Origin of the sequence: Streptomyces sp. NBC_00096, from assembly GCF_045041305.1 — a bacterium.
Classification (GTDB): domain Bacteria; phylum Actinomycetota; class Actinomycetes; order Streptomycetales; family Streptomycetaceae; genus Streptomyces.
Map to the genome: position 1 here is coordinate 3,670,805 of NZ_CP108221.1, position 12,580 is coordinate 3,683,384.

Below are 12,580 nucleotides of genomic sequence, written 5' to 3' on the forward strand. Positions count from 1 at the left end.
TCTCAGCCCCCCGCTTTGTCGGATGCGCCCACGTTGCCCAGGCCGTACAGGTCGAACGCGGAGACCTTCCACGCACCGCCCTCCTTGCGGGAGGTGACCAGCCAGGAGTTGCTCTCCGTACGGGTCTGCTTGCCGTTCTCGGAACGGACGGCGGTCAGCGAGACCACGCTGGACACCATCCCGCCGCTGCCGCGGGCGAGGTCGTCGGCGATCATCGCGTCGCGGACCACGGTCGCCTTCCCGACGGACGAGCAGTGGACGGCCTGACAGGTGGCCCAGTCCTTGCCCGTGGGAAGCGCGGTCTGCCGGTTCATCTGATCGCCGCCGACGGCCAGCGCCAGCAGCGGCTTCGCCCAGGCGGCGGTCTGGTCGGTGTGCTTGTACGTGCTCAGGCCGGCCATGTAGGCGGCCATCGCCTGGTGTGCCTCGGTCAGTTCCGCCGGTGTGACGATGGGCGGCACGGCGTCGGAGGCACCGGTCTGCTGCGTGCCGTCACCGGCGGGGGCGGCCTGGCCCGCGCCCTTGTCCTGGGCGGCCGCCGCGGGGGCCTTGGCATCGGACGACACCTCGGCGTCGTCATCTCCGTCGAAGACGGTGAGTACCACCAGGGCGCCGATCAGTACAACGCCCAGTATCGCCAGGGCAAGTGCCGCACTTCGCTTGTTCTCGGCAGGTGACTCCACCGTCCCGGGCCTCCCTCAGTCAGGTCGCCCGGACACGGTAGGGGGAGGGACAGCCGATGACGCACGCCTTTTCCCCGCGAGGAATTGCGGGGAAAAGGCGAGGAAACTTCCGGGCGGTCAGATCGGGTCGAGCCGGTGAAGTCCGTGCGAAGAATCCGCGAAGAGATCTCCGGAACCCCTCGCCGCCCCTGCTCAGACGGAAGAGCCCTCGGGGTCGTAGGGGTCGACGGGAAGGGGGCCGAAGGGATAGGCCGTATGCCCGTCCTTGGGCGAACAGGCCGCGAACGGGCCGAGATCCGCGTCCAGCAACACGCGCAGGTGCGGGTCGGCATGGTGGAGCCACCAGGTGGACATGCCCAGTGCCGGGTCGTGACGCAAGTGCTCCCAGGCCAGCCATAGCGCGGAAAGGCGGGCTCCCGCTTCGGGGTGCTCCCACCAGCGCGGACACCAGGTGGCGGTCGAGCCGTTCACTCGGCGCCGCACCATCTGCGACAGGTATTCGGAGACGAAGACGAAGACGTCGGCGAAGTAGAACTCCACCTCGTCGTCGGCCGACTTCTGTTCGCTCTGCCGCTCGGCGGCAAGGAGGGGGAACGCCTCGCACAGCTGGGCCAGAGCGCCGTCCCGGCCCCGCAGCTCAGCCAGCACCAACTCGCGGAGTTCGGACTCGACGGCATGCCCGGCTGCCGTGTCGCCCGCCTCGCGGGCGGCCACCACGCGCCCCTGCCAGTCGTCCAGTTGCCTGGAGCGCTGATGCTCCTCATGGCCCGAACGAGCTCCGGCCAGGAAGAACGTCAGCTTCATGTGCATGTCGGCCCAGGCTTTGGTCGCGGCGAAGAAGGCCGCCTTCTCCGCCAAGCTCTGGGCGATCCGCTCGTGGTCGCTGCTCAAGTGGGGTGCCTCTCGCACAGGGTCGGTCGGTTAGCGCTCGACGCCGGACTGCGCCGGTACGACGGACGGGAATTCGGCCGCCGGGTTGATCACACCGTGGCCGGTGGGGCCGCGGGGGGCCGCGGGGCGGGCGACGGGGCGGGCGCCCATGCCGGGCATGAAGGCGTTGCCTGCCTGCGGGGACTGCTTCGCTGCGGCACGGGCGGACAGCTCGTCATAGGTGTTGGCTGACGCCAGCTGCCACATCGCCGCTTCATGTGCCATCCGCTGGTTCTCCGGGACGTCGATGGCGGCGAGCTTCACGGCGAGGTCTTTCGGGGACTTCTCGGGGTCGTAGTCCCCCTTGCGTAGCTGGCAGCGGACGGGGGCGTCAGCCATCAACGCGTCGATCTCGGCGGGAATGTGCTCATGCCGGGGCATCGGTGTCGCGAACTTGATGCCTTCCTTGCCGACCTTGGAATTCTGGAGCAGCGCCGGAATCTCGGTCTTGCCGAGTACCGAGTCCTCGGTGATGTCGGCAGCGAAGGTGATCACCAGACCCTCGGTTGCCTCGGCGTACCGGTCCGAGAGGGTGTCCCAGGCCCTGCCGTGGGCGGTGCCCAGTTCGTCCGGATCGAAGTCGAAGTGCTGGGCGAGGGCCCGCACCACGGTGCGGTTGCCGAGGGAGTACGAATTCAGCTGATGCCCCGCCGGAGTGTCCTCCAGAACCTGGAGGCCACGTGACTCTCCACAGGCCCGTGCCAGAAACCGGTTCGGTACTGGCTTGTCCGCGCCCTCAAGCTGGGACTCGTAGGACCAGAAGGCGCGGTCGGCGCCCCGCTCCTCGTTGGTGACGGATCCTTCCCGCGCAAGAGCCGTGATGAACCCCAGCAGATTCGGCTCGGAGCTCTCCGGCTGAGCCGAAAGGCAGTCCCTGTAAACCTTTTCCGCTACCTCCCGCCCGGCCCGCGGGTCGGCACGGTCCACATCGGCCTGTGCCTCCTGGAGGACGAACGCCCTTGCTATCTCTTCAGGGGTGGGGGGAGCGTCGGCTCTCACCGGTGCCTCCGTGAGCCCTCAGTCGCGTTCACGCTCAGCCGGATTCGCGAGCCGCCCGATCTGTCGGTGGTCCAGCTTGCGAACGACACCGACTGCTCCAGCACGATGCATGCCTGTCCGGGGTGTTCGCCCATCGGCTTCCAGTACGCCATCCGGTAGGGGGTACGGGTCTCAAGGCGGTAGTCCCGGTCCGCCCAGAACCCTTGCTCCGGCGGTTCCGGGAAGTCCGGTGCGTTCCAGACGCCGTTCCAGGCCGCCGGTCCCAACACGTCCTCGGCCGCCTTCAGGAACGCCGGCCACTCCTCGGCCGAGCGGGCCAGGAGGGCGGGGTTTTCGGACGCCTCCTCGGCCTTGAGGTGCCACGGCCAGTGGGTCAGGCCCTCGACCGGGTGCCAGTTGCCGTTCGACTCGAACGTCCACCTGCCGCCGCCAGCGGTGTTCACGACCAGGTTGCGGTCGGCCGTCTGCGGTTCCCAGCCGTACCTCGCACACCACTTGCTGCACTCCGACGATCCACCCTGCGGCGGCCCGGCCCATACGGAGGCCCAGTCCACCCCGCGCAGACCCTCCAGCTCGGCGGCCAGGTCCTGGGCCGTGCGGCCCGATGTCTCCGTCAGCATCGTCTTCAGCTCCTCGCTCGGTACACCTGTGGGCATCGTGGCAGACGGTCAGGACAGGACGATCCCGAGGATCAGCAGGCCGACCACCACCGCGCCCATGATGAAGCGGACCTGCGGGTCTCCCTGCTCCCAGAGGTCGTGGACCACGGCCCAGCCCGTCATCCGTGCGGCGCGGCCGTTGTGCAGGTCCGTGCCCGTGTCCACGTCGTCGGACGGGTCGTCGTCCGCGACCGGCGTTCCGGTCGTCCCCTGCTGGGCCTGCGCCACCATGACCAGCCCCTCCAGGAGCTCGGGCATCGTGTGCGGAGTGAGGGGGTAGGCGACGGTGCCGTGCGGGGTCCGCAGGCAGAGCTTCGACTGCCAAGGGTTTCCGGGCTCGTAGCCGTCGATCCAAGCGTGCTGGGCCTCCGTCGCGGGGCCAACGTTCTGCTGCGGGAGGGCGTACTGGTCGCTCAACTCTCGTCCTTCGCATGGTGGGGGACGGCTCGACGCCCGTCACCCGGGCACGACCCGTCATTCTGGCGGAGCGCAGGCAGGGCCGTGCCACCCCGGGGTCCCCGGACCGCCTCACGGGGATGCCCGACACATTCCCCGGCTTTCCCCACTCTTTCCCCGCGGGGAAAAGGGGAAGGGCGATGGGCACTTCATTTGCCACACTGCCGTTCCGCACACCCGCCCTCATTTCCAGGGGCCCGCCAACCGGTCGGCTGGCGGAGGGGGGATCACACGCGTGGGAGAGACGGACTCGATGACGGACCACAACAGCTCTGCTGGCGGGGTCGGCGGGGGCCGGCCTTCCGAGCAGCGAGGGCAGTTCGGCCCCGCAGGGCACGCCGACGGACAGCAGGCCCAGGCCCAGGCCCAGGCCCAGGCGCACGCCCAGGCGCAGCCGCCCGGGCAGCCGGGGTCCGCTCCCTACGGCTATCCGGGCAGCGCCCAGGCCCCGGCGCAGCAGTCCTCGGAGGCCGCCCGCGCACAGGTGGCCGCGGCCTGGGTGCGCACCACCCGGCCGGGAACCGTGCCGCCGGGTGAAGCGGCCGTGCCGGCCCTGCCCCCGCGCGCGAACCAGCCGTCCGAGCCGTCGAAGAAGGACAGGCGCGAGCAGGCCAAGGCCGAGAGCCAGGCCGCCAAGGAAGCCAAGAGGGGCGTGCGCAAGGCCGCGTACGAGCAGAAGAAGGCCGCACGCGAGGGGCGCAAGCAGGGCGGCGCAGCGGCCCCCGTGGCCGCGCCGGCCCCGTCGGCAACCGCGCCGGTGACGAACCAGCCGGCTTCCGCCGCCGCGGCCCCGCAGCTCAGGGCCCCCGCACGCACGCAATCGGGCTTCGACGTGCCTCGCCCCGGTGGGCGCCTGCCCGCCCAGGGTCGGCGTACCCACGTGGCCGTCCGTGCGACGCTGCTGATCACCACCTGTGTCTTCGCCCTGGGTTCGTGCGGTGTCGCGGGCCTGGTCATCGGCAAGTCGTCCGTCGCCGTGCAGAGCGGCGCCCTGGACGACAAGGACCTGCGGCGGTACCGGCTGACCGACTTCCCGACCCAGGCCGCGGCGACCTTCGCGGAGGAGTACGTGACGCTCTGCATGACGTACTCCCCGCAGACCGCCGACAAGCGCCGCGATGCGCTGGCCCACTACGCCTCGTCGGGCGTGGACCGTGACTGCGGCGTGAGCGGCCAGGGCAGCCAGAGCGTCCGCGAGGCCAAATGGGACGGGACCGTCGAGGAGCTTCCCGAGTACGGGGCGAACGGCCGCTACCTGGGCATCCAGGTCAAGCTGTCGACCGGTCGAACCACCACCCTCTCCGTGCCGGTGTACGTGAGGGACCTGGCCGCCGGGTCGGGACTGCGCGTCGCGGGCAACCTGGGCGAGATGCCGATGCCTTCGCGCGGCAGCGCTCCCGTCGTCGGTCAGGACAAGGAGGCCGTCGATCAGTCGCTCTCCGACCAGCTCAAGTCGAAGGTCCTGCCCGGTTACTTCAAGGCCTGGGCGGCTTCCGATGCGACGGGGCTTCCCCGCTTCACCACCTCCGATGCGACTCAGTCGGCGACCACGGGCCTGGCCGGGGCGCTGGCCTCGCCCGAGGTCCAGGAAGTCGTGGCGCTCGCGCCGGCAGGCAGTGAGAACGGCAAGGCCGTCCAGTACGGGCCTGGTCAGACGGTGCAGGCGCGGGTGACGGTCGTCTGGGGCGGCGCCCCGGCCGCCGGGGCGAAGGGAACCTCCCCGGCCCCCACCGTGAAGCGCTCCTACCGGGTGACGGTGGTGAACACCGCCCAGGGCTGGTTCATCAAGGACATCCGCGGCGGCGTCCTCGACCCGACGGGCGGCACGGCGGACGCAGGAGCGGCCGCGCCCGCCGTCCAGGTTCCCGAGGAGAGCGCCCCGGCGGCCGGCGGCGCCACCCCCGGCGCGCCCAAGTCTCCCTGACGGCACATCACCGACGAATCCCCTCCCACCAATCCCAGCGAAAGGACATCGCCATGTACCTGGCGGCTACCACCCTCAACGGCATGTTCGGAGAGATCCAGAAGATCCTCCTGGGCATCGGCACCACCGTGGCCATCTGCTCCCTGCTCATCCTCGGCATCCGGATGCTGCTGTCGATGAAGCGCGGCGACGGCATGCGCGAGGCCTTCCAGGGCTTCGGCATGATCGCGCTGGCCGCCCTGATCATCGGCGGCGCGACCGGTCTCGCCGGTCTGCTGATCGACCTGGGCAGCCAGATCGGTGGCGGCGGCACCAAGACCTGAGCCGATGCACGGCCGGGGCACGGCCGATTCACGGCCGGGGCGCGGCCGGTGCACGCGTCCGGCCCGCACCCGTAACCCACGGTCCGCAACCACGTCAGAGAGGGGGACCTGCTGATGGCACAGGACACATCGGACGTACCCGAGCCGATGGTCGCCTACGACCACACGGATCTGCTCAACCGGCCCAAGCGCATCTGGAACTGGGGCAACATCCCGCTCCCCGGACTGCTCCTGCCCGCTCTGGGCGCGGCCTTCGGCTTCGGTGTCCTGTGGCTGGTGGCGCTGCTTTCGCTCTCCGCGGTCCTGCCCTTTCTGGGCATATCGATGCTGACGTCGGTGCTCTACATCGGGCCGCCGGTCGCCGTCTACTTCGTGTGGGGGCGGCCGCTGCCCTCCGCCCTCACGCTCAGCCAGCAGCTGGTGGTCTGGGGCGACTACTGGTTCCAGCCCAAGCGTCTGCAGGGTCTGGCCGCCGACCGCGAACCCGAGGAACTGCACTGGCAGGTGATCCTCTGGCAGCCGGGTTCGCGGCGCTGGCAGGGGCAGTACGAAGAGGCCCTTGCCGCGGCGTCCCGGCAGGGTTCCTCGTACGCCGCGCACGCGCATGCGGCGCACGCCGCAACCGCACACTCCGAAACTGCAGGATGACTCCTTCATGATCATGATGATTCTTCTGGGCGGGGCGGTCGCCTTCTTCGTGATCGCCATGATCATCGCCTCCGCCGGCTCCAAGAAGTCCAAGGGCGGTCAGGGTTCCGGTGGTACGCGGAACTCAGGCGGGTCCCGGAACCAGGCCGCCCGGTCCACGCGCCGCGAAGACATGCGGCTGCCCTACCGCTACGCCGACGACATGGTCTTCGTCCACGGCGAATCGGTGTGGACCGGAATCGTGCTGCCCACCGCCATCGACGAGTACCTCAACGCCACCGAGCTCCAGGCTATGGCCGAGGGTCCCGCCCGCGGGCTGCTCAACCTCGCCCGCGGCGACCGCAACGTCGAGTGCCACTACCGCAAGGTGTACCGGCCGATCACCGCCGTGGAATGGGCCGACCAGCTCAACACGGTGGCCTGGGACCCCACGGAGAACTACAAGGCGTACAACCTCCGCAAGGCCGAGTACCAGGAACGCATCGGAGCGACGCGCGAGCGCAACATCCTGCTGGTCAAGCTGGGATCGTTGAAGCGGGGGTCGAACGGCAGCGGGGTACTCCCCGGCGGTGACGACCCGGTCGAGGAGCCCGGCCTGAGCCGCGCCCTGCGCGGCACCGCCGACAGGGCGGCGGCGGGCGCCACCGGCGTCCACGACGAGTACCTGTCTCCCGGCGTGCTGGCCCAGTGGACCCAGGTGGCGCGAGAGGTCCACGAGAGCCTCGAGGGCCTGAACGGCGTGCCACTGACCCGCGAGGAGCTGGTCTGGCTGATCCGCAAGCCGCTCCACGGTGATCTCGCCGTGCCGCCGGAACCGGTGCTCGGGTCCCGCTCCTGGGGCCCCGACCAGTTCGACCTCGTCGTCGACTTCTCCGGTGAGAACCACAAGACGCACATCGTGCTGCACCAGTACGACGAGGTCACCGGCGAACAGCACACCAGCTACACGACGACGCTGGTGGCCGCCAGCTGGCCCACCGAGACCCGCTTCCGGCAGTCCACCGCCTGGGCGCGGTACGCATCGCAGCACGTGGACTTCCCGGTCGAGATCGACATGCGGTTCACCCTGATCCCGTACCTGAAGTTCAAGGACCGGGCGAAGAAGATCAGCGGCAACCTGGTCGACGAGATGAACGACATGGCCAACTCCGGTCGCTCGCCCGGCACCCAGCTGGCCAATCAGGTCACGCGTGCCCAGCACCTCCTCGACGACGTCGAGGAGCACAAGATGCCGGGCATGGAGGCGCAGATCCGCTTCACCATCTCCGCGCCCGACATCGCGGAACTGGAACGCCGGCGCCGCGTGCTGGAGATGCAGTTCAAGCAGGACCTGAAGGTCACCCTCCTGCGGCCGACCCGCCAGCAGTGGCGGCTGCTCCAGTCCCAGCTGCCGGGCGACGCGCCCAAGCTGGCCATCGCGCCGTACCTGCGGCTGCAGGAGGTCGAGCAGCTCGGCGCCGGGCTGCCCACCGCGGGCACCGAGCTCGGCGACAACCCCGAACACCGGTCGGGCAAGCAGCTCGGCTGGGTGGGCAACCTCGTGGGCTGGGCCGGGAAGATGCCCGTCCACTACTCCCTGCACGTCGGGCCGGCCCGCAACGACGGCGGTGGCCTCGCCATCGTCGGCGCGTCCGGCGGCGGCAAGTCCTCGCTCGCGCTGCAGAAGTTCTACGAGGAGTCGGAGTCGGGCGTGCGCTGCCTGGTCATCGACCCGAAGACCGACTTCGCCCAGCTCTGCTACTACCTGGGCTTCGGCTCCCAGGTGAACGACCCGGCCTTCGCACACGACGCGGACACGGGCATCCTGGGGACCGAGCAGAGCCGCTTCCGGCCGGTCAACCCGGAGTTCTGGGCCGAGACCGAGGTCGTCGACCTCCTCAAGGGCCAGGCCGGCGTGCTCGACCCGTGGGTGGTCGCCCGCGACGTCCCCTCGGGCCGGCTGCTCGCCGAGTCGATGCTGCGCGGTTTCCTCGGCGACGAGGACTACCAGCGCGTACGCCTGCCCGTCATCGAGGGGATGGCCACCGTCGTCGGCCGGTACAACTCCGCGATGCGGCAGGCCACCGAACACGGGCTGACCGCCAGGGAGGCCGAGCAGAAGGTACCGCGGCCGACGCTGTGGCAGGTCGTCGACGAGGTCGTCCAGGCCTACGACCACGCGGTGTCCAGCGGCGACCGCGAGGCCGCCAAGGAGCTCAAGCTCGCCCAGATGCTCCTCACCGAGCTGCGGACCCTGCCGTACGCGCGACTCGCCTTCGCCGAGCACCCGCAGACCCTGTCCGCGATGCGAAAGCGCCGTACGGTCATCACCCTGCGCGGCTTCCAGTCCCCGTCCTCCTCGGACCCGCGCAACTGGAACCCGGCCGAACGCCTCGCCGCCACCGCGCTGATGGCGGTCGTGGAGCTGGGCAGCCAGATGCTCGACGTCGGCTACGAGAAGAACCCGGTGACGGGGGAGATCGGGCTGCGGCCCAAGGCGCTCTTCGTCGACGAGGCGTACGTCGTCACCGCCACCGAGAGCGGCCGGGACCTGATGCGGCGCGCCCTCAAGCAGGGCCGCTCGTACCTGGCGGTCACCGTCCTGATCACCCAGCAGGCCATCGACCTCGTCCAGATCGAGGACTCCGAGGCCCGCAGCGGTGGCGCCAACCAGATCCACACGGTGTTCGCCTTCAAGCAGAAGTCCGCCCAGGAGGCCTCCCTGGTGGCGCCGCTCCTCGGCCGGCCCGAGAACGACGCCAAGGTCATCTCGGCCCTGCAGGAACTCCGTACGGGCGTCTGCCTGCAGCGTGACGTCGACAAGCGGGTCGGCACGGTCGCCGTTGACCTGGTCTTCAAGGAGATCCTCGCCGCCACGGACACCAACGGCACGACCCGCCCCGGCAGGCAGGGCATCGACCCGCCGCTCAGCGTGTGGGACTGGACCTTCATGCAGGAGGCGGGCCAGGCGGCGGAGGCCGCGGCCGCGGCGCAGGCCGCCGCAGTGTGACCGAGCCGTACCGAGACCGTTTCGAACGACTGACCCAAGGAGACACCATGCGCTTGTCCAAGAGCATCACTGCCGGGGCCGCTCTCGTGGCACTCGTGGCCCTGACCGGTTGTGGGGGCGGCGGTGACAAGGGGAGCAGCGGTCCGTCGAAGGACGATCTCGGTCTTCCGGCGGCCGGGGACATGGCCTCCATCGAGAAGTTCATCAACCAGCACGCCAAGTGCACCAACCTGCGGCCCGTCGACGAGGAAGGGAAGGGCCTCTTGGAGAAGGAGGCCAAGGACCCTGCCTGGGCCATCAAGGAGCGCGCCGTGTGTGACGACGGCTCGCGCCAGACGATCACGCTGCTGTCGATCTCCGACATGGCGAAGTTCCAGGCCACGAACCGGGCCGGCAAGAAGTACGAAGCACTGGTCGGAAAGAACTTCGCGGTCGTGCCGACGGACGACGGAACCGTCAAGGCGCTGATGAACGCCAAGATGCTCACCCTGACCTGCGACCCGGACGGCTACCAGATCCCGAGCGGCTACAAGCAGCACAAGGGTCTGGTGGAGGGCTGCATCCTGACCGACTACAACCGCTCGTAGTCGTCGACTCCCACCGACCCCTATCGCGGAACTCCCGAAAGAAGATGTCCGTGCGCCGTAGCGCCCAGCCACTTGGATCCTCCCCCAAAGCCCCGTCTCCCCTCGACCGGGTGCGGAGCGCCGGGCGTGCCGTCCGGACCGGCGCGTTCCTCGTCCTCGCGCTGCTCGCCCTGTCTTTCGCCGTTCCCAGTACGGCACATGCCGAGGACTTCGCCTGCAGTTTCACCGGTGATGACAGCTATAGCCATGACAATCCTGGCGCCAGCGGTGAATCCATCATGCCTGCCGTCAACCAGTGGGAAGACAAGGAAAAGCGCGCCAAGAACCTCAACGACACGACGGGAATGATCACCGGCGCGGTCAGGATGCCGGAGGGCCCCGAGAAGTACACCCTGTACGAGATGAACGGCATGCGGGGCCTGGACTGGTCCATGACCTTTCGAGGCCGGGGCAACGCCTCCCAGGTAGACGACACCACGGGCGGTGGCGCGGACCACTGCTCGATCATGGACCTCGTCAACAACGGCATCGCCAACATGGTCTTCAACGGAACGAAGATCCTGACGCGCTCCGCCATTTCCATCAAGGAACTGGCCTCCAACCCGAGTCCCCTCAGCGGTCTTTACGCCGGTCGGGACAGTGTGGTGAAGACCCTGAAGGACAACGTCTTCATTCCTGCGGTGCCCGTCATGATCTCGCTCACCGGTATCTGGGTCTTCACCAAGTGGCGCAAGAACGAAATGCGTGAAGCCTGGTCGGGCGTCGGATGGGCTTCCTTGACGACGGTCGCCGTCGTCGTGCTCCTGACCGGTGGTAACTACGACAAGGTCATCAGCGAGGCGGACACCGGCATCGGCAATTTCAACTCGCTGCTTTCCGAGGCGGTGCTCTCGGGCGTCTCGGGCCAGATGCAGTCACCTTGCGATCTGGCCGAAGGGGCTTACAACCGCGGTCTGCGCGTATCCAGCTGCGCGATGTACGACACGCTGGCGTTCCGGCCTTGGGCCTTGGGTCAGTTCGGCGAAAACGGCACGAACTGCATCTTCCGTAAGGGTGAGGGCCGGATTGACAACGGTGCGTGCGTACCGAAGAGCGGAAGCACCGACTGCAACTTCGGCAAGGGCGCACGCTGTGAGGACGTCCGGGTCAAGCAGGTGGTGTCACAGTCCACGACCAACATCGACGCGTTCCCCAAAAAGGGCAGTAAGGAAATCGACAAGAAGAAGGACGAGTGGGTACCCATCCGCATGGATATAGCGGGTGGCGACGGGCAGGGCTATCCCGGCAAAGCCCCTGACCAAAAGATCTACCCGGTGCCTTTCGACGACTGGGCCGGGCACAACGCCGGAGCCCGCGTCGGACTCGCCTTCTACTCGTTGATAGCGGCGCTGATCGTCGGCCTGATGGTGATCGTCCTCAGCGCACTGACGCTCCTGTGGCACGCCGTGACTCTGATCATGATCATTCTCTTGCCGCTGATCGCCACGCTCGGTATCCATCCGTCCCAGCAGAAGCTACTCAAGGGCTGGCTGCAGACGTTCATCCACAGCTTCGTGCTGCGCGCGGGCTTCGGCATCATCCTCACCGTGCTGCTCGTGCTCTACCAGATGATCCTGCCCGCGAAGATTTCCCTGGGCATGCAGTTGCTGATGCTCCTGCTGGTCACGATCGCCGTGGTGATGATGCTGAAGAAGCTGCTCTCGGGCAGTTACAGCCCGAAGATCGCGGGAGCGGAAGACGCGCTCGGCGTGGGCGACATGGCGAACTCGCTGACCAGCAAGCTGGGTGCCCAGGGTCAGCGCCTCGCGGGCAATGCCGCCGCCGGCACGGCCAGGACGGCAGGCCGGGTGGCCGGGCGGGGCGCCGGGAACGTCGGCCGGGGCATGGACAAGGCCGTGCTGGGGGGACGGCTGCAGAAGGGCGGCTGGATCGCTCCGAGCAACACCAAGCGGAAGCAGCGCAAGACCGCGCAGATGGGGGCGGAGGTCCAGAAGGACCAGTACGACGAGATGGTGAAGAGGAAGGACGCGGCCCAGGAGACCGGGCCCTCCGCCGACCAGGGATCCACGGCGTCCCCTCGCCGCAGTGGGCGGGTCAGCGCGTCCACGCAGTCGGCACCGCAGCAGCAGGGCCAGGGAGCCCCTTCGGCACCTGCCCCCGCCGCCCCGTCCGCACCCGGACCCGCACCACAGGCCCCCACCCCCGGGCCCGCACCGCTGCCGGCTCCGCGCTCCGGTGGCCGGGTCAGCGGCGACGACGCCGCTCCGCGGCGGCAGCCGCCCGCGCGGGCGGCGGATCCGCGGACCCCGCAGCCGCCCGCTCCGTCGCACCAGCCTCCGCCGCCGCGCAACGGCGACCGGATGCCCCGATAGGAGGCCCCGA

11 protein-coding genes are annotated in these 12,580 nt (G+C 69.1%); 6 read left to right on the forward strand and 5 right to left on the reverse strand.

Annotated elements, in window-relative coordinates:
- Positions 1-2 precede the first annotated feature (2 nt).
- From OG904_RS16135 to OG904_RS16155, 5 genes are all read right to left on the reverse strand, one after another.
- Complete coding sequence (locus tag OG904_RS16135) at positions 3-683, reverse strand: hypothetical protein (RefSeq protein WP_405491496.1); 681 nt, start codon at positions 681-683, stop codon at positions 3-5.
- 192 nt (positions 684-875) lie between these two features.
- On the reverse strand, positions 876-1,574 hold the full coding sequence (locus OG904_RS16140) for a DUF4913 domain-containing protein (RefSeq protein ID WP_405491498.1): 699 nt from the start codon (positions 1,572-1,574) through the stop codon (positions 876-878).
- 30 nt (positions 1,575-1,604) lie between these two features.
- Positions 1,605-2,612 carry a hypothetical protein gene (locus OG904_RS16145; RefSeq protein WP_405491500.1) on the reverse strand — a complete coding sequence of 336 codons (1,008 nt, stop codon included), beginning with the start codon at positions 2,610-2,612 and terminating at the stop codon, positions 1,605-1,607.
- A complete protein-coding gene (locus tag OG904_RS16150; RefSeq protein WP_405491502.1) occupies positions 2,609-3,268 on the reverse strand; it encodes a hypothetical protein in 660 nt (219 codons plus the stop codon). Before OG904_RS16150 ends, OG904_RS16145 begins: the two co-directional genes overlap by 4 nt.
- 12 nt (positions 3,269-3,280) lie before the next feature.
- Positions 3,281-3,688 carry a hypothetical protein gene (locus tag OG904_RS16155; protein ID WP_405491504.1) on the reverse strand — a complete coding sequence of 136 codons (408 nt, stop codon included), beginning with the start codon at positions 3,686-3,688 and terminating at the stop codon, positions 3,281-3,283.
- A gap of 274 nt (positions 3,689-3,962) precedes the next feature.
- Here OG904_RS16155 and OG904_RS16160 point away from each other — a divergent pair, with 274 nt between their 5' ends.
- From OG904_RS16160 to OG904_RS16185, 6 genes are all read left to right on the forward strand, one after another.
- Complete coding sequence (locus OG904_RS16160; RefSeq protein ID WP_405491506.1) at positions 3,963-5,651, forward strand: conjugal transfer protein; 1,689 nt, start codon at positions 3,963-3,965, stop codon at positions 5,649-5,651.
- Between the two features lie 53 nt (positions 5,652-5,704).
- A complete protein-coding gene (locus tag OG904_RS16165) occupies positions 5,705-5,974 on the forward strand; it encodes a hypothetical protein (RefSeq protein ID WP_405491508.1) in 270 nt (89 codons plus the stop codon).
- 114 nt (positions 5,975-6,088) lie between these two features.
- Positions 6,089-6,622, forward strand: coding sequence for a hypothetical protein (locus tag OG904_RS16170; RefSeq protein WP_405491510.1), 534 nt, complete (start codon positions 6,089-6,091; stop codon positions 6,620-6,622).
- A gap of 7 nt (positions 6,623-6,629) precedes the next feature.
- Positions 6,630-9,611, forward strand: a complete 2,982-nt coding sequence (locus OG904_RS16175; RefSeq protein WP_405491512.1) for an ATP-binding protein — start codon at positions 6,630-6,632, stop codon at positions 9,609-9,611.
- Between the two features lie 47 nt (positions 9,612-9,658).
- Positions 9,659-10,198: a hypothetical protein gene (locus OG904_RS16180; protein ID WP_405491514.1), complete on the forward strand. Its 540-nt coding sequence runs from the start codon at positions 9,659-9,661 to the stop codon at positions 10,196-10,198.
- 110 nt (positions 10,199-10,308) lie between these two features.
- A complete protein-coding gene (locus OG904_RS16185; RefSeq protein ID WP_405491516.1) occupies positions 10,309-12,570 on the forward strand; it encodes a hypothetical protein in 2,262 nt (753 codons plus the stop codon).
- Positions 12,571-12,580: the final 10 nt, after the last annotated feature.

Bases quoted from the DNA above. Each gene is read 5' to 3' on its own strand.
- OG904_RS16180 (WP_405491514.1), top strand. From the start codon at position 9,659: ATGCGCTTGTCCAAGAGCATCACTGCCGGGGCCGCTCTCGTGGCACTC.
- OG904_RS16150 (WP_405491502.1), bottom strand. From the start codon at position 3,268: ATGCCCACAGGTGTACCGAGCGAGGAGCTGAAGACGATGCTGACGGAG.
- OG904_RS16170 (WP_405491510.1), top strand. From the start codon at position 6,089: ATGGCACAGGACACATCGGACGTACCCGAGCCGATGGTCGCCTACGAC.
- OG904_RS16165 (WP_405491508.1), top strand. From the start codon at position 5,705: ATGTACCTGGCGGCTACCACCCTCAACGGCATGTTCGGAGAGATCCAG.
- OG904_RS16175 (WP_405491512.1), top strand. From the start codon at position 6,630: ATGATCATGATGATTCTTCTGGGCGGGGCGGTCGCCTTCTTCGTGATC.